This window comes from Streptomyces sp. SID10853, from assembly GCF_010548145.1.
In the GTDB taxonomy this organism is placed as follows: domain Bacteria; phylum Actinomycetota; class Actinomycetes; order Streptomycetales; family Streptomycetaceae; genus Streptomyces.
This window is the reverse complement of record NZ_JAAGLN010000059.1, coordinates 1-19,329: the sequence shown is the minus strand read 5'-3', so window position 1 is coordinate 19,329 and position 19,329 is coordinate 1. Positions and strand designations below refer to the sequence as shown.

At 72.7% G+C, this 19,329-nt stretch carries 14 protein-coding genes and 1 pseudogene; 11 read left to right on the top strand and 4 right to left on the bottom strand.

What is annotated here, in order from left to right:
• Positions 1-41: 41 nt before the first annotated feature.
• The 4 genes from G3I19_RS14445 to G3I19_RS14430 form a co-directional block, all read right to left on the bottom strand.
• A complete protein-coding gene (locus G3I19_RS14445; protein ID WP_164263967.1) occupies positions 42-1,094 on the bottom strand; it encodes a serine/threonine-protein kinase in 1,053 nt (350 codons plus the stop codon).
• Between the two features lie 109 nt (positions 1,095-1,203).
• Positions 1,204-2,454: an ATP-grasp domain-containing protein gene (locus tag G3I19_RS14440; protein WP_343235103.1), complete on the bottom strand. Its 1,251-nt coding sequence runs from the start codon at positions 2,452-2,454 to the stop codon at positions 1,204-1,206.
• Positions 2,455-2,499: 45 nt separating this feature from the next.
• Positions 2,500-3,738, bottom strand: coding sequence for an MFS transporter (locus G3I19_RS14435; protein WP_343235102.1), 1,239 nt, complete (start codon positions 3,736-3,738; stop codon positions 2,500-2,502).
• A gap of 9 nt (positions 3,739-3,747) precedes the next feature.
• Positions 3,748-5,499 (bottom strand): AMP-binding protein, encoded by a 1,752-nt coding sequence (locus tag G3I19_RS14430; protein ID WP_343235101.1) that lies wholly within the window; start codon positions 5,497-5,499, stop codon positions 3,748-3,750.
• 423 nt (positions 5,500-5,922) lie between these two features.
• Between G3I19_RS14430 and G3I19_RS14425 the strand changes: the two genes are divergently transcribed.
• The 11 genes and pseudogenes from G3I19_RS14425 to G3I19_RS14375 all read left to right on the top strand — a co-directional run.
• Complete coding sequence (locus G3I19_RS14425; protein WP_164263938.1) at positions 5,923-7,194, top strand: condensation domain-containing protein; 1,272 nt, start codon at positions 5,923-5,925, stop codon at positions 7,192-7,194.
• Positions 7,195-7,453: 259 nt separating this feature from the next.
• Complete coding sequence (locus tag G3I19_RS38275; RefSeq protein ID WP_164263936.1) at positions 7,454-10,045, top strand: ATP-grasp domain-containing protein; 2,592 nt, start codon at positions 7,454-7,456, stop codon at positions 10,043-10,045.
• A 29-nt stretch (positions 10,046-10,074) separates the two neighbouring features.
• A complete protein-coding gene (locus tag G3I19_RS14415; RefSeq protein WP_164263934.1) occupies positions 10,075-11,754 on the top strand; it encodes a carbamoyltransferase C-terminal domain-containing protein in 1,680 nt (559 codons plus the stop codon).
• On the top strand, positions 11,754-13,136 hold the full coding sequence (locus G3I19_RS14410; RefSeq protein ID WP_239074328.1) for a lysine 2,3-aminomutase: 1,383 nt from the start codon (positions 11,754-11,756) through the stop codon (positions 13,134-13,136). The genes G3I19_RS14415 and G3I19_RS14410 overlap by 1 nt, the downstream gene beginning before the upstream one ends.
• Positions 13,133-14,440 carry a pyridoxal phosphate-dependent aminotransferase gene (locus tag G3I19_RS14405; RefSeq protein WP_164263932.1) on the top strand — a complete coding sequence of 436 codons (1,308 nt, stop codon included), beginning with the start codon at positions 13,133-13,135 and terminating at the stop codon, positions 14,438-14,440. Before G3I19_RS14410 ends, G3I19_RS14405 begins: the two co-directional genes overlap by 4 nt.
• A complete protein-coding gene (locus G3I19_RS14400) occupies positions 14,437-15,150 on the top strand; it encodes a maleylpyruvate isomerase family mycothiol-dependent enzyme (RefSeq protein ID WP_164263930.1) in 714 nt (237 codons plus the stop codon). Before G3I19_RS14405 ends, G3I19_RS14400 begins: the two co-directional genes overlap by 4 nt.
• A 65-nt stretch (positions 15,151-15,215) precedes the next feature.
• Positions 15,216-16,442: an acyl carrier protein gene (locus G3I19_RS14395; RefSeq protein WP_203599564.1), complete on the top strand. Its 1,227-nt coding sequence runs from the start codon at positions 15,216-15,218 to the stop codon at positions 16,440-16,442.
• Positions 16,443-16,481: 39 nt separating this feature from the next.
• Positions 16,482-16,748 carry an acyl carrier protein gene (locus G3I19_RS14390; protein ID WP_164263928.1) on the top strand — a complete coding sequence of 89 codons (267 nt, stop codon included), beginning with the start codon at positions 16,482-16,484 and terminating at the stop codon, positions 16,746-16,748.
• Positions 16,745-17,923, top strand: a complete 1,179-nt coding sequence (locus tag G3I19_RS14385; protein WP_343235100.1) for an acyl-CoA dehydrogenase family protein — start codon at positions 16,745-16,747, stop codon at positions 17,921-17,923. Before G3I19_RS14390 ends, G3I19_RS14385 begins: the two co-directional genes overlap by 4 nt.
• Complete coding sequence (locus G3I19_RS14380) at positions 17,916-19,049, top strand: acyl-CoA dehydrogenase family protein (protein ID WP_203599563.1); 1,134 nt, start codon at positions 17,916-17,918, stop codon at positions 19,047-19,049. Before G3I19_RS14385 ends, G3I19_RS14380 begins: the two co-directional genes overlap by 8 nt.
• A pseudogene (locus G3I19_RS14375) lies at positions 19,046-19,329 on the top strand (4-phosphopantetheinyl transferase); the annotation flags it as partial. The gene G3I19_RS14380 and the pseudogene G3I19_RS14375, both read left to right, overlap by 4 nt.

The window sequence follows — 19,329 nt, the reverse complement described above, 5'->3', positions numbered from 1 at the left end:
CGCAGTGGGTTTGTGCAAGGGGCGCGATCCGCCGGATCGTTTCAGTGAGGAGCGGTACTCCCCCTGAGGAGCCGGTGGACTGCCTCTCGCGGGTACGGAGTCTCCCTGCTCTCGTGTTGCAGCTTCCCGTAGAAGTCCGTCACGACCGCCGCGAGCGGCGCATGGCGTGCGAGGACCGACATGACCTCCGGGGGGCCGAGCGGAGGCCGTTCTCCTTCGGCGCACGCACGGATCAGCGCCTCCCGCTCGGCGCGCCCGTACCCGTACAGGTGAGTGATCAGCCAGTTCACCAGGTAGCTGAGCGCGTAGGCACGGTCGTACGTGCGGTGCTCGTCGAAGAAGTCGGCCTCGCGGGGCGACAGGTCGAACCGGGACGAGAGGGCCAGACCGTAATCCGTGAAGTAGAGGCGGCGGCCGTCGGTGAGGATGTTCTGGAAGTGGGCGTCGAAGTGCAGCAGTCCGCGGTCGTGCATGAAAGCGGTGCCGATCGCCAGTTCCCTCTCCACCAGGGAGCAGGCGCGGCCCGCCGTCCCGTCCCCGGCGCGTATCTGCTCGGCCAGCCATGTGTGGAGGGTCTGCGGGATGTACTCCAGGAACAGGACCAGGCTCGCCGGTGACCGTTCGACGGCCTCGATCCGGCGGCGCACCTCAGGCCCGCCTCCCCAGAAGGACACGGCCCGTTCCACGTCGGCCAGCTCCTCCGGCAGAGCCGGTGCCGTGTCCGGCACCACGCGCCAGTGGTACATCAGCGGGAATCCCTGATGCTGCCCGGCGAGCACCCAGTTCGTGGTCATGACATGAGCGGCGAGTTCCCGCCACACCCCGAAACCCGGGCCGCCGATTCCGTACTGACAGAAGACGGGCAGGCCGAACACGTTGGCCGTGGAGCGGAGGTACTCGGGCCGGAGTTCCCACTCGGTCACGGGCACCCGCTTCACGAAGACGGGCGTCCCCGCGACCTCCAGCAGCGCCGAGCGTCCGCCGATGCCGGAACCGAGTGGCGTGGCGGTCTCCACGAGTTCGCGCAGTTCCCCGTCGCTGAGCAGGGCGAGGGACGTGGAAACGGTGCTGTACGCGGCCGGCCGCGGGTCCAGTGGTCCGGCAGGGCCCCGGGCCGTCGAAGCCGCCGACGCTATCGGCCCCAACGGCCCCATCGAAGTGTTCGAAGCCTTCGGATGCCTCCGGATGTGGACCTCCCGCGTCTCACCACTGCGTCGCCATCTCCACCGTAATCGAGTCCATGGCCTCCGCCGCCGCCTTGTTGACCTCCGCCGCGGTGGCTCCGCGGAGCATGATCTGGCCGATCCGGCCCATGTTGTCGTACGGGCCGCCCACTTCGTCCCCCGGCATCCTGGACATGGCGGTCGCGACCACGTGGTCCCCGGAGGGGAGCGCGCTGGTCCACCGGAGGACTCCGGCCTCCGGCGCGGTGATGAACCGGATGGCCGCCGCCGTTTCGTGCCTCGGTGTCACGTCGGGCCGCAGGCCCAGCACCGTCTGCAGGTAGGCGCGTGCCTCGTCGATGCCGAGTGCTTCCTTCACCAGCCGCATGATGTGATCGCCCGGCGGGCGCGCACCCACTTCGATGACCTTGGGGGCGCCCCCGGTGCTGACCTTCACTTCCGTGTGTGCGACGCCGTTCCGCAGCCCCAGTGCCGTGATCGCGGCGGTGGCCGCCGCGTACAGCGCCGTGCCGGCCGTGGGTGTGGTGTCGGCGGGCACGGTGTGGCCGAGTTCGGCCCGGCTCGTTCCCCCGGTGGTGAACTTCTCGGTGATCGTCAGATGGTGGATCTCACCGTCGCAGATGACGGACTCGACGCTGTACTCCTCACCGTCCACGTGCTCCTGGGCCAGCAGAGTGATGTCGAGGGCCAGACCGTGCGAGGTCTTGTGGGTCTGCGACTGTGCCAGCCGGGCGGCTCGGGGGAGTTCAGCGGCCGTGCGTACGACCGAGACACCGATGGACGCCGCGTTCTCCGCCGGTTTGACGACGAGAGGGAAGCCCAGGCCGCTCTCCGCCACCCGCCGGGCCAGTTCCCCGGGGTCCCGGGCCACCACGGTGCGCGGAGCGGGTACCCCGAGTGCTGCGAACGCCTCCGCCATGAGCCGCTTGTTGCGGCAGGCGTCGGCGCGTTCCGGCCGGTGGCCGGGCAGCCCCAGCCGGTCGGCGAGCCGGGTGGCCAGCGGCGAGAGGAACTCCCAGCAGGCCACGATCCCGTCGATGCCCGTCTCCCGGCAGAAGCGTGCCAGGTCGTCGAGTGCTGCCTCCGGATCGGTGAAGTCGGTGAAGACGGTGCCGGTGATCTTCTCCTTCAACTCGGGCCGATAGGCACGGAATACGTCCTCGTGGGTGGCGACATGGGCCTCGATGCCGAGCTCGGCCGCCGCGGTGAGCAGGTCCTCACCCGCGGACACGTCGGCCTCTATCAGCAGCACCTTCGGCAGCTTCTGCACAGTGGGGGGTTCCTCTCGGTGAGGTGGGTGAGGGGTAGCAGGCGCTCACTGCACCGTTCTGCGGCGCAGTACCGGCGCGAGGGTGAGCTGGCCGGCTGCCGCGACGAGGCACAGACACGCGGCCGTCAGCCAGAGCGTCGTGGAGCCGACGAGCAGCAGCCGGGTGCCGACGACCGGCGCCAGCAGGAAGCCGGTGCCCCAGGCCATCCCGATCAAGCCGTTGTAGCGGCCCCGGAGATGGGCCGGCGCCAGGTCGGCGACGACGCTGGATGTCATCGCGAAGACCAGGATCTCCCCCAGCGTCCATACGGCGATGGCGAGCCCGTACGCGAGGGTCGTGGAGGCGAACGCCGTCACCGTCGTGCCGGCGGCGGCCACGCCGAAGCCCGTGGCCAGCACCCGGCTCTTGTCGAAGGCGCCGAGCCGGTGGCCGATCAGCGGCTGTGCGGCGATGACCACTACACCGTTGACGGCCATGACCGTGCCGTACGCCGTGCTGGACAGACCGTCGCCCCGCATGGCCAGGGGCAGGGTGGCGAACGCCTGCTGGAAGACGGTCGCGTAGACCACGATGATCCCGGCGAAGGCCAGCATCGCCCGGTCGCGCACCGGGGTGAGGAAGCCGCCGCCCGCGCTGTGCTCCCCGGCCGCCGGCTGGGTCTCGGGGACGGCGAGCCACACCAGCGCCGCGAAGACCGAGCAGGCCCCGGCGTCCAGCCAGAAGATCAGCTGGTAGCCGTGCGACGCGAGGTAGCCGCCCAGCACCATCGCCATGGAGAACCCGAGATTGACCGACCACAGCAGCAGGCCGAAGGCGCGGGTCCGGTCTGCGGTGGGCACGGTGTCCGCGACGAGGGCCTGCGCTGCGGGCCGGAAGAAGTCGATGGTGATACCGAGGACGAAGCAGGCCGGGACGAGTACGCCGAGGCCGTGCGCGTGTCCGAGCGTCAGCAGGGTCGCGCCGTTCGCCAGCATGCCCCCGCTCAGCGCCACCCGGCGGCCGAAGCGGTCGGCGATGAACCCGCCGAGCGGCTGGGAGATGACCGACCCCACGCCGACGGTGGCGAGGATGAGTCCGGCGGTACTGATCGGGACGTCCCGTATCCCGGTCAGATAGAGGCTCAGGAACGGATTGACCATGGAGCCGAGCCGGTTGACCAGCGTCCCGCCCCACAGCACCCAGAAGGCCCCGGGCAGCCCGCCCGCGCGGATGCGTACGAAGGTGCGCAGCCGTCCTTCCGCGTGCTCGGCGGGGTGGGGGGCGGGCATATCGGTTCTGCTCACTGCTGTCTCCTACGGGGCGGTGGCGTGGCCGGGTCCGGCGTCCCGTACGGCTTCGGCTGCGGCGTGGTGTGCCCCGGCATCCCGTACGGCTTCGGCGGCTGCGTGGCCGGGTCCGGCGTCCCGTACGGCTTCGGCGGCGGCCGCCAGCGCCGTACGGTCGACCTTGCCGTTCGCCGTCGTGGGCAGCGTGTCCACCAGCTGGATCTCCTGCGGGACCATGTACGGGGGCAGGGTCCGCGCGCAGAAGTCCCGCAGGGCGCCCGCGTCCGCCCCGTCCGCCTCGCCCTCGGGCACGTCGGGGGCGGCCCGGTGGGCGGTGGCCGGCTGCGCCGTATGCGCGGCCAGTACGGCGAACGCCGTCAGCCGCTGTCCGCCGTCCGGCCCCCGCACCGCCAGCGCGGCGGCTGCCGTGACGCCCGGGTACGCCTGCAACTGCTGCTCCACCTCGCCCAGTTCGACCCTGTTGCCATTGATCTGTACCTGCGAGTCGGCCCGGCCGCAGAAGTAGAACTCGCCGTCCTTGCCCCGTACGCCCAGATCGCCGGTGCGCAGGACCAGCAGACCCGACTGCGGGGACAGCGGATCGGGCACCAGCGCCGCCCGGGTCGCCGCCGGGTCGTCCCAGTACCCGGTGAACAGCGCGGGGCTGCGCAGATGGAGTTCGCCGGGCACACCGGCCTCCTCGACGATGCCGCCCGTGTCGTCGACGAGAAACAGCTCGGCGCCCGGATGCGCGATACCGATGGAGAGCCGCTCCGCTGTCTCGGGCAGCGGGCGGGGCACGGGCTCGAAGGAGCAGGCCATCGACTCGGTGCTGCCGTAGCAGTTGGTGAACTCCGCCTGCGGCAGGAGCTCCTGGAGCCGGCGCAGCTCGGCCGGCGGGAACACCTCGCCGCAGAAGAGGACGCGGCGCAGCCCCCGCAGCTCGGCCAGCCGCTCGGACTCGTACCGCAGCGCCTGGCGCCAGATCGACGGGACGCCGTTGACCTGGGTGGCGCCGCTCTCGCGGAGCACCCGCAGGAAGTGCCTCGGCCAGCGCACCAGCCGCGGCGGTACGGGGACGACGGCTGCACCGGTGCCCAGCGCCAGGCCGATGTTGAGCAGCGAGAAGTCGAACTGGAGGGGAGAAGTGCTGGCGATCCGGTCGTCGGGGGTGGCGAGGCGGTGCGCCAGCATGCCCCGGTAGAAGGCGACGACGGCACGGTGGCTCATCACGACCCCCTTGGGCCGCCCCGTGGTGCCGGACGTGAAGATGATGTAGGCGGGGTCGGTGACACAGGGGGTGTGCCGCCGCGGGGTACGCCAGTCCGGGGTCCGCTCCACGGCCAGTCCGCCCGGACCGAATCTGGCGGTGCCGACCTCCTGGGGGATGTCCGTCCGTGCGCCGTCCGCCGTCTGGAGATGGAGGGCGGGCCGGGCGGTCCCGATGATCGAGAGCAGCCGCGCGTCCGGCATTTCGGGGCTCACCGGAATGAAGGTGAGACCGGCCCGCGAGCAGGCGAGGAACATCGCGATGGACAGCGCGGTCGTCTCGGACTCCAGGATCACCCGGGCGCCGGTCTCGATGCCGAGCTGCTCCAGCGCACCGGTGCAGGTCTGCACCAGGGAGCCGAGTTCGGCGTAGGTGGTCACGGTGGTCTGCCCCGCCCGGGCCGACTCGACCACGGCCGGGCGGTCCGGGGTCAGCGCCACCGCCCCGAGCAGGAAGTCGTGCAGGAACTCCCCGGCGGAAGGGGCCTGGGGGTACGGCTGTTGCGTCACGTTGATGAGACCCCTCGTCGGGTGCGGGAAGGATGATCCGGGGAGGGCCCGCGGCCCGGCGGCCCGATGCGCCCGGCTTCTCCGGCGGACGCCGGGTGCCGGAGCCGCGCCGCGCGGGACCCGGCCGACGGTCGCGTCGCGCCCTTCTCGTGTCTGACCACTGCCCTGACCACCGTGCATTTCGCACAGCGGAAAGAAACTTCCGAAGCGAAGCCAGACTCTCATGCGGACGCCAGGGACGGCATGTGATCTGGATCACCCGCCTGTCGGGGCCGACTAAGGGGCAGCCGGGGCCAGTTCGACCTGGACAGGCTTCAACAGTGTGTGGCAGCGTCAGCGGTGCATGGAATCCCGATTCCGCCATGCGAAAACCTGCTCGGCCTATGCCGATGTCCTGTGTCGATGGAGAGGGGGTGCACGTCGGTGGCAGGACCGCTTTCACTGGGGCAGCTCTCGGTCTGGCACGACATCCGGGACCTGCCGAGCACCCGGTGGCACGAGGCGAACAACGCGGCGCTCTGGGAACTCCCCCGCGCGGCCGGACCTGCGGAGGTACGCGCCGCCTTACGCGCCGTCGTCGCCCGCCACCCCTCGCTGAGAACGCGGTACGACCTCCAGGACCCGGACGCACCGGTCCAGTTGACACCCGACGCCGACTTCTCCGACGCGCTGCCGGTCGTCGAGACCGATGGCCTCCCGCCCGACGGCTTCATCGCAGGGCCGGCGGCCCAGCCGTTCCGTCTCGGCCGTGAACACGGCTGGCGGGCCACCCTGTTGACCCGGGCGGGCACCGCGTCCCATCTGCTGTTCGTCAAACACCACATCGCCGCAGACGCCTGGGCCCAGGAGGTGCTGCGCCAGGAGTTCACCGCGGCGCTCACCGGCCCGGCCGGAGCCGGACCCGCCTCCGCACCAAGCCCCGCACCAAGCCCCGTGCCCGGCCCCGCCGAGCTGGCCGCCGAACAGTTCACCCCCGCCGGTCTCCGTCGGCAGGCCGCCGCGCTCGACCACTGGGACCGCCTCCTCGACCGAGCGCCACAGGTCGCCCTGGAGGCCGCGGACGGCTCCGGTACGGGCGTGGTCCAGGCCACCCTGCGTTCCGGGCCCGCCCGCGCCGCCGCCCGTACGGTCGCCTCGGCGGCCGGGGTGTCGGTCGCCGGCGTCGTCCTCGCCGCCTACGCCCGCAGTGTGGCCAGGATCTGCGGCACCGATGCCCTGCTGGTGCAGCTGATGAGCGCCAACCGCTTCTCCGCCCGCTGGAAGAACACGGTCACCTCGATGAACCAGTGGGTGCCCGCCCTGATCGAGGGCGCCCGCGACGACGACCTGCGCGCCCTGGCGTCGGCCGTGCACTGGAGCAGCCTCGGTGCCTTCCGGCACGGCGCGCACGACGTCACCGCCGTCGCCGACCTGCTCGCCCGCAGACCTGACGCGCCCGAACCCGTCTGTGCCTTCAACTACGTGGCCCTGCCGGAGCAGCCGCCCGATTCCGCGGAGCCGGTGCCCGACATCGAGCCCGCCATCACCTGGGAGGAGCCCTTCACCACGATCGGCCCGCGCTGTTACGCCCGCGCTCTGGAGGGCGCGTGCGACCTGTCGGTGCGGCTCACCGCCAAGGACATCGGCCGCGAGCAGTGCGCCGAACTGCTGTGGGACATGCACCACGCGCTCGTCTCCACCGCCGGAGACTGCTGACCGGCCCGTCGAGCCGCCCGGCAGGCCGCCCGACAAGTCGCCGACCTGACAAAGGCGTCGCGGTCGGCCGGGAACGTACCCCGCAGCCACCGGCCCGTGCCGGCGGGGCGGCCCGGCCCCCTCCCGTACCCGACCGCCTCCCGTACCCGACCGGCTGCCGTACCCGTCCGGCTCACGTTCACCGTGTGGCGAGGACGGCCCCCTTCGCCCGCCCCCTTCCCGTCCCGCCCGTGCCGTTCCTGCCCCAGGAGGCATCCCAGTGCCCGAACACGTGATGGTCATCCACCGGTGGACCGACCGGTACGCCGACTACGCCGCCTATCTGGACCACACCGTCCACCACGTCAGCTATGTCACCACCGAACGGGCCGCCCGCCATCTGCCGCACGACCAGGCCGCCGGTGTACGGCTCGTGGACAGCACGGAGAACGTCAAACAGGTCCGTGACGCGATCGCCTCGCTGACCGAACAGGTCGGTCCGCCGACCCGGATCGTGGCACTCCAGGAGACCGATCTCGATCTGGCCGCCGATCTGCGCGGCGAGTTCGGCCTGCCCGGACAGCGCAGCGAGGACCTGGAGCCCCTGCGGGACAAGCTGCTGATGGCCCAGCGGCTCACCGCAGCGGGCATCGCCGTCCCCCCGACCGCCGACGCACCGGACCACGGGGCGGTCGAGACCTTCGCCGCGCAGCATGGCTGGCCGGTGCTGGTCAAGCCACGGCGGGGCACGGCCAGCGCCGGAATCCGGCGGCTCGACTCCCCCGCCGCGCTCCGGGCGTACGCGTTCCCACGCGACACCGAGATGCTCGTACAGCCATGGCTGCCCGACCGGGTGCTGCACGTCGACGGCGTCTACACGGGAGACACAGAGGGCGCAGAGGGCACAGAGGGCACAGGGGACGCAGGGGACACCGGAGACACAGGGCACACGTGGGACGCCGGAAGCGCCGAAAACACCGGGGCCGCAAGGTCCGCGGGGTGCGCGGAGGCCGCAGGGGCCAGGGGGGCCGGTCTCGGTGCCTGGCGTGCCTCCCGCTATCTGAGCACCTGCCTGGAGTTCACCACCGGCACCGCACTGGGCTCGGTCGAGATCGACGACCCCGGGCTCCTCGCCCGCACGGGCGAGATCGCCGCCGCGACGGCCCGTGCCCTCTTCACCGGACCCGCGGTCTTCCATCTGGAACTCTTCGAGAGTGACAGCGGCGCACTGACCGTCCTGGAGATCGGGGCCAGGCCCGGCGGCGCCGAAGTCCCCTTCATCTGGCGCGAGGTGCACGGCATCGACCTGATGGCGGTGGCCGTCGCCCAGCAGACCGGTATCGGATCCGCCGCCGCGCCCGCCTTCGACGGGCCCGCCGAAGTGGCGGGATGGCTGCTGGTGCCGCCTTCGGTGCCGATGCCCTGCCGGGTCATCCCCGCGAGCGGCGGTGTGCGGTCCCCCGGCGGGGCCTTCGGGCCGTACGCCGAAGTACGCCCGCACGACGGGGCGTTGCTGAACGAGAGCGGGTACGAGCACGCCGGGGTACGGTTCCGGTTCCGCGGCCCGGACAGTGCCGGGGTCACCGAGGCCGTCCGCCGCACGATCCAGGACACCTCGCTCGTGTGCGCCCCCGTCGACATCCGGCGGCCCGGCCGGCTCGCCGTCGTGGGCTGCGGCAATCCGCCCTACCGCGAGTACGCGCTGAGCGCCGTCGCCGCACGGGTCGACGCCGCGCTCGTGCAGGGCGCCCCCGTCGACTGGCAACAGCCGTACGTGGGTGACCGGTTCCGTATCGCTGACACCTCCGACGCCTCGGCGACCGCGGCTGCCGTGGCGGAACTCCTCGACGGGCACGACGGCCCGGGCGCCGTACTGACCTGGGACGAGACCCTCCTGGAGACCACCGCCGAGGTCGCCGGGCTGCTGCGGGTGCCGCACATGAGTCCCGAGGCGGCCCGCCGCTGCCGGGACAAGCTGGCCACCCGGCGGCTGCTCGGCGCGGCCGGGGTCCCCTCCGCCGCGTACCACCATGTGCACAGTCACGCGGAGGCGGCGGAGGCCGCCCATGCGCTCGGCTGGCCGGTGGTGGTCAAACCCCGCGGTCTGGCCGGCAGCATCGGGGTGAGCCTCGTGGACGGCCCCGAACAGCTCGCCCGCGCCTTCGAACAGGCGCGCACCTCCACGTTCCCCGGGATCAGCGCCCTGGACGGCGCCATCGTCGAGGAGTATCTGGAGGGCCCGGAGATCAGCGTGGACTGCGCGGTGTCCGACGGCGAGGTCCACGTCGTGAACGTCGCGCACAAGCAGCTGGGATTCGCGCCGTACTTCGAGGAGACCGGCCACCGGGTCGCCCCCTGGCGCGACGAGCCCTGGGCCGACGAGATGCGGTCCGTGGTGGCGCGGGCCCATACGGTCCTCGGTATCCGCACCGGCCTGACCCACACCGAGCTGCGCCTCACCCGCACCGGCCCGCGCGTGGTGGAGGTCAACGGCCGGCTCGGCGGCGACTTCATTCCGCTCCTCGGCACGCTCGCCACCGGGGTCGACCCGGTCACCGCGGCCGTGGACATCGCACTCGGCCGCGCCCCCGAGCTCACCCCCACCCGCGACCGCTGCGCCGAGGTCCGCTTCCTCTACCCCGAGCACGACTCCACCGTGGACGCACTCGATCTGACCGGCGCCGCCGCCGTCCCCGGCATCGTCGAAGCGGTCCCGCTCGTGGCCCCGGGCAGCGAACTGCGCCTTCCCCCACGCGGCATCGTGCCCCGCATCGCCGCGCTGATCGCCGTCGGTGACAGCCCTGCCGAGTGCACGGCCGCGCTCGACAGCGCCCGGCGCGCCGTACGGCACACCCTCACCCGACTTCCGTGACGGACCACAGCCAACGAGGAGAGACGCGCATGACGTGGATTCTTGGAGTCAACGCACCTCCCGCCGGGTGGCACGACAGCGCCGCCTGCCTCATCGACGGGAACGGCGAGATCGTCGCCTTCTCCGAGGAGGAGCGCTGCAACCGGCGCCGGCACTCGCTCTACCGCAAGCCGCTGGGCGCGGCCCGGTTCTGCCTGGAGCAGGCCGGGATCACAGCCGCCGACATCGATGTGGTCGCGCTCGGCTGGGACAGCGAGCAGCTGTACCCGCGCCGGTTCGCGTCCGACGCGGAGTTCCTGGCGTACGCCGTCGGCCTGGACTTCGGCGGGCACACCCCCGAAGTCGTCCGCGTACCGCACCACCAGGCGCACGCCGCCTCGTCCTTCTACGCCTCGCCCTTCCCGAAGGCCGGGGTGCTGGTCGTCGACGGGCACGGCGAGAACGAGTCCTCGACGATCTGGACCTACGAGGACGGCGCCGAACCACGCCTGGAACGGACCTGGCAGCGCACCGCGTCCCTCGGGTACGCCTATGACGCCGCTTCCACCTGGCTCGGCTTCTCCTTCCTCAACGCGGGCAAGACCATGGGCCTCGCCGCGTACGGGCGCGCCGCCGGTCTTGACGTCGAATCCCTGGTCGACATCGGGGCGGACGACTTCCGGCTGGCCGTCGAACCGCTGACGGAGAGCACGGGGCACGCCACCGCCGACGAGATCAAGGAGCAGTACGACGCCATGGTCGCGCGCTGGCGGGAGCGCTACACCCGGATCGCGGGCGCCGAAGCGCCCGGCGCCCCCGAGGAGTCGCTCACCCAGGACCCCCGGGCGGTCCTCGTCGCCTACACCGCACAGCGTCTGATCGAGGAGACCGTCGGCCATCTCGCCGCGCTGACCCGCAAGACGTCCGGTGTCGAGCAGCTCTGCATGAGCGGCGGTGTGGCGCTGAACTGCAGCACCAACGGCACGCTGCCCGGCCCGCTGTACGTCCCGCCGGTGCCGCACGACGCGGGCGTCGCCCTCGGGGCCGCCTGGACCGTACGGCCGCCGAAACGGCGCACCGGGGCGCTGAGCCCCTATCTGGGGACCGGCATCCACGGCTACGACCCCACCAACGGGCCCGGCGCACCGGACACTTCGGGCCTGCTCCGCAGCGATCTCGACATCGACGAACTGACGGCGCTGCTCATCGATGGCCACGTCGGCGCGGTCGCCCAGGGCCGGGCCGAGGTGGGGCCGCGTGCGCTGTGCCGCCGGTCGATCATCGCCGTACCGGACACCACCGCGGTGCACGCCCGGGTGAACTCGATCAAGAACCGTGAGCAGTGGCGCCCCTTCGCGGGGGTCACCCGGCCCGACTACGGCGCCCTGCTGTGGGAGCAGCAGGAGCATCTGAGCCGCTACATGCTCGGCGCGGCCAGAGCCACCGAGCTGGGCCGGAGTGTGGCGCCCGGCGTCGTGCACGTCGACGGCACCACCCGCCCGCAGGTCCTGCACGGCGACGAGGCACCCGCGGTGGGAGCGGCGCTGGACGGTCTGCGGCGGGCCGGCGTGCCGCCGGTGCTGCTCAACACCTCCTTCAACGACAAGGGCGAGCCCGTCGTCAACACCGCGGCCGACGCGGTGCACGCCTTCCGCTCGATGGACCTCGACTTCCTGGTCATCGGGGACGAGCTGTACCGCAAACCGAACCGGGCGGGAGGAACGGACTGATGCCGGCCGGACAGCGGGATCCCGACAGGTTCCGGGCGTTCGGGCCGCGCCACATCGACGACATCGCCCAGCGCTTCGGGCTGCCCGAGCACATCACGGAGACCGTGCGCCGGGTGTCGCTGGTACTGCCGTTCCGGGTCAACGAATATGTGCTGTCGCACCTGATCGACTGGGACCGGGTCCCCGAAGACCCCATGTTCCAGCTGACGTTCCCGCAGAGCGGCATGCTGGCGCGCTCCGACGAGGACCAGCTCGCCAAGCTCTCCGGCGACCCGTCGGACAAGCTCCTGCTGCGCGAGGCCGTACGGGACATCCGCGAGCGGCTCAACCCGCATCCGTCCGGCCAGCAGCAGCTCAACGTACCGAGCCAGGAGGGCGTCCAGCTCCCGGGGCTCCAGCACAAGTACCGCGAGACGGTGCTCTACTTCCCCGGCCAGGGGCAGACCTGCCACGCCTACTGCACGTACTGCTTCCGCTGGGCGCAGTTCATCGGTGACGCGGATCTGCGCTTCGCCGCGCCCGACCCGTCCGGCCTGATCGACTATCTGGGCGGCCATCCCGAGGTGCACGACGTCCTGGTCACGGGCGGCGACCCGATGGTGATGTCGACCGAGCGGCTGCGCGGTCATCTGGAGCCGCTGCTGGGCGTCGAGTCCGTCCGTACGATCCGGATCGGCACCAAGTCCGTGGCCTACTGGCCGCAGCGGTACGTCACCGACCCGGACGCCGACGAGGTGCTGCGGCTCTTCGAGAAGGTGGTGGCGTCCGGGCGGCAGCTCGCCGTGATGGCCCACTTCAGCCACCCGCGCGAGCTGGAGAGCGACCTCGCCCGCCGGGCGGTGGCGCGGATCAGGGCCACCGGCGCCGTCGTCTACTGCCAGGCCCCGCTGATCGGGCATGTCAACGACGACGCCCGGGTGTGGAGCGAGCTGTGGCGGGCCGAGCTGGCGGCCGGGGCGGTGCCGTACTACCTGTTCGTGGAACGGGACACCGGACCGTACGACTACTTCAAGGTGCCGCTCGCCCGTGCGGTGGACATCTTCACCGAGGCGTACCGCACGCTGCCTGGGCTCGCCCGGACCGTGCGCGGGCCCGTGATGTCGGCGACGCCGGGCAAGGTCGTGACCGACGGGGTGGAGGAGACGCCCGACGGCGCGTTCTTCCGGCTGCGGATGCTCCAGGCGCGCGAACCCGCGCTGGTGGGCAGGCCGTTCCGGGCCCGGTGGTCGCCGGACGCCGCCTGGCTCGACGAGCTGGAACTCGACCCATCGACCCCCGCCGACATCGCGGCGGCCGTGCGCGGCGGCGCCCCGGACGGTACCGGATCCCCCGGCCCCGCGGGTGGCCGCGCGCCCGGGCAGCCGGAGAGGAACCGCACATGACCGCAGTGACCTTCGCACCCCCTTCACCGAACCTGGCGCTGAACCAACTGGTCGACCGGCGCAGGGCCCAGGGGGACTCGCTGATCCATCTCGCGTTCGGTGAGGCGAGGCTGCCGGTGCTGCCGCAGCTCGCCGAACAGCTGGCCATCGGCGCGTCACGCTCCGCCTACGGTCCGGTGGCGGGCGCCGAGGGGGTACGGGCCGCTGTCGCCGGGTACTTCGCCCGCCGCGGGCTGCCCACCGACCCCGACCGGATCGTGGTCGGCCCCGGCAGCAAGCCGCTGCTGATGGCCGTACAGCTCGCCGTCCCCGGCGATGTGCTGCTCCCCCAGCCGGCCTGGAACACCTACGCGCCGCAAGCCGCGTACGCCGGCAAGCAGGTCTTCGGGGTGCCGATCCCCGCGGAGTACGGAGGCATGCCGGACCCGGGCGCGCTGCGCGAGACGATCCGGCGGGCCAGACGGTCCGGCGGCGATCCCCGGCTGCTGGTACTGACGCTGCCGGACAATCCGACCGGGACACTCGCGCCGCCCGCCGCGGTCCGGGAGATCTGCGCCGTCGCGCGCGCCGATGACCTGCTGATCGTCTCCGACGAGATCTACCGGGACATCGTCCACGACCCGCAGGCCACGCCGTTCCTCAGCCCGGCCGAAGTCGCCCCGGAGCGTACCGTCGTCACCACCGGTCTCTCCAAGACGCTGGGGCTCGGCGGCTGGCGCATCGGCGCCGTACGGTTCCCGCCGGGCGAGGCCGGTGAGCTGCTGCGGGACTCCGTGGTCGCGGCGGCCAGCGAGCTGTGGTCGACGCTCGCCGGTCCGATGCAGCAGGTCGCCGAGTACGCGTTCGCCGAGCCGCCGGAGATCGTCGCGAGGAAGCGGGCGAGCGCCCGGCTGCACGGCGAGGTGGCGCGCGCCGTGCACCGGATCGCGGTCGACGCGGGCGCCGTGTGCCGGCCGCCGGCCGGCGGGTTCTACGTCTACCCGGACTTCGAGCCGCTGCGCGACCGGCTGGCCGTACACGGCATCACGGACTCGGCGTCGCTCGCGGCGCAGCTGCTCGACGGTTCCGGGATCGTCGTCCTCGGCGGCCATCTGCTCGGCGACCGCCCGCAGGCGCTGAGGTTCAAGGCGGCCACCAGCCTGCTGTACGGCGACGAGCGGCAGCAGGAGGAAGCGCTGCTGGCCGCCGAACCGGCGCGCCTCCCGCACATCGCGGCCGCCCTGTCCACCATCGCCGAAGGGTTCGCCCGGCTCACCCGGGCGCGCCCCACCGCACCGCACCTCACGTCGGAGGAGTCCCGTTGAAGGAGATCGCCCCCACCCGGGAGTCGTTCCAGGAGATCGCAGCGGCGGCGGACCGGCTGCTGGCCGGGCTGGCCCGGCTCCGCGACGAGGACGTCCCGGAGCCCTCCCGGCTGCCCGGCTGGACCCGCGGCCATGTCCTGAGCCATCTGGCGCGCCAGGCCCCGGCCCTCGAACGGCTGCTGGAGTGGGCGAGGACCGGGGTGGAGACACCCCAGTACCCGAACCGCGAGGCCCGTAACGCCGAGATCGAGGCGGGTGCCGGCCGCCCCGCCGCCGTCCAGCTGGCCGACGTACGGGAGAGCGCCGCCCACTTCCAGCAGGTGATCGAGACGCTGCCCGCCGCCGCCTGGCAGGCGACCGTCAGGCCCTTCACCGGTGAACTCTGCACCCCGCAGCGCATTCTGGTGATCCGGCTGCGCGAACTCGAACTGCACCATGTGGACCTGGACATCGGCTACGGGTGGCACGACATCCCCGCGTCGGCGCGGCAGATCATCCTGGCCGACGTGCTCGGCTACTACGCCGAGGCCGACGGCGTACCGGACTTCACCCTGCGCGACACCGGAGGCGGCGTCCTCGGCCGGTGCGGCACGGGCGGCCCGGTCATCACCGGGACACCCGCGGACGCGCTCGCCTGGCTGGCAGGCCGGTCCGCCGGGACCGGTCTCACCTCGACGGCCGGGCTCCCCGGACTCCCGCCGTGGCTCTGAACGGTGGCGAAGGACAGCACGCCGGGCCGGCCCCGACGGGCCAAGGAAAGGAAAGGTGGGCCGACATGACGGACACGGACATACCGGGGGCGGATATGCCGGACACGGATATCCAGGGGCCGGATGTACCTGGGGCCGCCCTACCGGGGGCGGGCGCACCGCACCCCGGCGGGCCGGAGCACTTCGCTCTCGATTCGGTCCACACGGGGCTGCTGGACTGTGTGCAGGTCAATCTGGCCGTCCTCGCCGACCACCACCACGGCGCGGGGGCACATCTGCGGGCGGGCGCGGCCCTGGAGTTCCGCACCTGGAAGCGGCCCGACGGGCTGCCGACGGTCGAACCCCCGCCGGACGAGCAGCTCAGCACACTGCCCGCGCTGCTGGGACTGCGCACGGCCCGGCGTGCACGGCTGACCGGCGCCGGGCTGCTGGCCGCCGCAGCCCGGCGCGGCTCCACGCACTATGTGATCGCCGACTCGTTCCGGCTGCCCTGGCTGCCCTACCACGGGCGGGCGCACATGGAGCACAGCTTCCTGCTCGCCGCGGGCCCCGGCGGCTGGCACATCACGGACGCCTACCGCAGTGAGACGTCCTGGGGTCCTGCGGTGCCCGGCCACTGGGTCCTCCAGGACGCGGATCTGGCGGGCATCGAGTCGGCCGACACCGTCGAGATCGGCGCGGGGGAACTGCCGCCGCTCGCCGCGCTGCCGCCGGTGCTCACGGCCGACGGCGACGCGGTACGGGCCTACCTTGCCGCGTACGAGACCTGGCCGGACCGGGCGCGCGCCGTCGAGCAGCTCACCGTGGAGACCTGGCTGCTGGCCCGCGGCCGCAGACTGCACGCCACGTACCGCGAGCTGTTCACCGGCCGGTCCGGCCCGACCGAGGCGGAGGAGGCGCAGCTGCGGGCCTGGGACAAGGTCGTCGAGCAGACGTATCTCGCCCACCGCCGGGTCGCACGGGGCCGGGCCGAACCGCCGCAGCTGGTGGAGCGCCTGCGCGAGGTGCTCGCGGCCGATCTGGAGCTCCACGCGGAGCCCGCCGCGGAACCCGAAGTGCCGGACGAGGCGCTGCGCCGGCGGGTAGCGGCCGTGGCGGGCGCCGTGCTCGGCGTCCCCGAGGCCGAGCTGCTCGCGGGCGCGGCCTTCGACTCGTTCGCCTCCTTCGGATCCTTCCGGCTGATCGAGATCGTCGAACGCGTCGAGGACGACCTCGGTACGGAGTTCGCCGCCGCCGATCTCGTACCGGAGAACCTCCGCCGGGTCGACGACCTGTGCCGTATCGCCCGCTGAATCCGTCCTCCCCCACCCCTGCCACGAGAGGCTCCCGCCATGGACTCCCGGTTCACCGAACTGCTCCGCCCCTTCCTCAAGAACGCCGGGCCCGGCGGGGTGGAGATCACCCCGGACACGGATCTGCGCAGGCTCGGCGTCGACTCGATGCAAGCGATCGAGCTGCTGTTCTCCGTCGAGGACACCTTCGGGATATCCCTGCCGGACGAGGAGCTGAACGACACGACGTTCGCCACCGCGGGCAGCCTCTGGCGCGTGATCACCGCGCAGCTTCCCGATGGACCGGCCGGTCAGGTGGGCGCGTGAACCCGCAGCCGGCGGCGCGCGTACTGCTGGACCTGACGGCTCCGCTCGCCGAGGTCACGGCGGTGAGCGACGAGCACGCCGCCCGGACCGACCGGGATGCGGAGTTCCCCGTCGAAGCGCTGGACGCACTCCGCGGCACCGGTCTGCTGGGGCTCATGGTGCCAGCCGCGCACGGCGGGCTCGGCGGCACGGTGGCGGACCTGGTGGCGGCCGCGCAGACGCTGGGACGCAGCGACATGTCGGTGGGCATGATCTTCGCGATGCACTGCCAGCAGACCGAGGCCGTCGTCAGGTACGGCGACCGGGCGCTCCGCGACGAACTGCTGCCGGCCATCGCCAAGGGCGGGATCTATCTGGCCTCGGTGACGACCGAGGCGGGCAAGGGCGGCCATCTGCTCAGCGCCCAGGCGCAGTTGACCGGCGGCGAAGGACAGCTGGTGATCGACAGGTTCGCGCCGGTCGTGACCGGTGGAGGCCACGCCGACGGCTTCCTCATCACGATGCGCAGCCCGGACGCCGTCACCGACAGCGAGGTGTCGCTGGTGTACGCGCACCGCGGCCAGCTCGACATCAGCGGCTCCGGCGAGTGGCAGCCGATGGGCATGCGCGCCAGCCACAGTGGTGCGCTCAAGCTCTCCGGGAGCGTACCGGCCGGCCAAGTGGTGGGCGGGCAGGGCGGGTTCCACGAGATCGCCGCCCAGGTCTTCGGGCCGCTCGCCCATCTGGGCTGGTCCGCCGTATGGCTCGGCACGGCGGCCGGGGCACTCTCCCGGGTCCTGCGCCTCCTGCGCAGCCCGGCCGGCCGCGAACGCTTCGACCTGACATCGGAACTGCTGCTCACCCGGATCTCCCGCTCCCGCCAGCGCCTGGAGTCGGTGCACGCCCTGCTCGCCCGCGCACTGGACGTGGTCGAGTCGGGGCAGGATCTCTCGGTCCCGGCGCGGCAGTTGCTGCTCAACTCGCTGAAGATCACCGCCGCCGACGAGTGCCATGCGGCGGTGGACGACCTGGTCAGCGCGCTCGGGCTGCGGCACGGCTATCTCCGGGACTCCCCCACCCGGCTCGAACGCGCCCTGCGGGACCTGCGCTCGGCGGCGCTGAACTACAGCAACGACCGGCTGCACCTCGCCGACGGCCGGCTCGCACTCCGCGACCAGGGGGTGAACTTTGCCTGACGCACCCCGGCCTGAGCGGCCGGCCGGCCCCGACTGGACCGCACTCGACGCGCTGCCCGCAGCGGCGAGCGGCGACCAGGTGTGGGCGGCGCTCGGCGCCGGCGGTCTGACCACTGGCGCTTACCGGGACGGCTCCGCGGGCGCGGGAGCCGACATCGACGGCCTCGCCGGGCTGCTCACCGCCGTGGACGCCCGCTTCTCGATCGCGGCCACCCTCTCGGTGAGTGTCCAGCTGGCCACCGCGCTGCCGGTCCTCGCGACGGGGACCGCCCCGGCGGCCAGGCACGCGCTGGAGCAGGCGCTGTCAGGCCGTACGACGGTCTCCCTGGCGGCCAGCGACGTCACGGCGGGGACCGACCTCACGGCGCTGCGCACCGAGGTGAGGACCGCGGACGAGGCCCTGGTCGTGACGGGCGGGAAGAACTGGATCGCCAACGCCACGACCGCCGGTCACCACCTCGTACTCGCCCGGCACCGTCCGGGACGGCACTTCACCCACTTCACCTGGGTCCTGGTGCCCGCCGGCGCACCCGGTGTGGCGGTGACACCCGCCGATTCGGCGCTCTTCGCGGACTCCGGCACCGGTCACCTCACCTTCGACGGGGTGCGGGTCGGGCGGGACCACGTGCTGGGCCGGGCCGGCTTCGGACTGCCGCTCTTCGCCCGCCATATCGCCACCGAACGGCTCGCCGGCGCGCAGTGGGGCGTGTCCCTGTGCCGCCGCACCCTGCGGGACACCCAGCGCCGGCTGGCTACCCGCGCGCACGGCGACGGCACCCTGTGGGACCTGGACGCCGTACGCCAGCGGCTCGCCCGGTGTCTGCTGCGGCTGCGGGAACTGGAGGCGCTGGTGGCGCAGTTCGGTGAGCCGGTGGTGTCGCGGTACGACGCGACGGCCGCCGCCACCCTGAAGGCGGCGGCCGGTGCCACCGTCGGCGAGGTGCTCGCCGAGTGCGGGCAGCTGTGGGGCGCGGCCGGGTTCACCACCGGCGGTATCCAGGAAGTACGCGCGCAGGCGGCGCTGTTCGGGATCGGCGGCGGTGCGAACGAGGTGGTGCTCGGTGCGCTGGCCGACGCCGCCGAGAGCATCCTGGCCGAGCCGGCCCGGCCGGACGTACCGCGGTGAACGCCGTACGGGAGGTGGCGGACCGGGTGTGGGTGACCGATGCGGCCGCGGGCCGTACGCCCCCGAGCACCCACCGGGACGATCTGCGCCGCGCCGCCGGGCTGCCGGAGTGGCGTGCCCGCGAATTCCTGGTTGGGCGCGGCCTGTTGCGCCTCCTGATCGCCGCGGTCCACCCGGCGGCCGGCGGGGCCGCCATCACCGCGGACGCCCACGGCAAGCCCCGTATCGCCGGGCTGCCCGGCGTGGGGGTCAGTGTGTCGCACAGCGGGGGCGCGGTCGC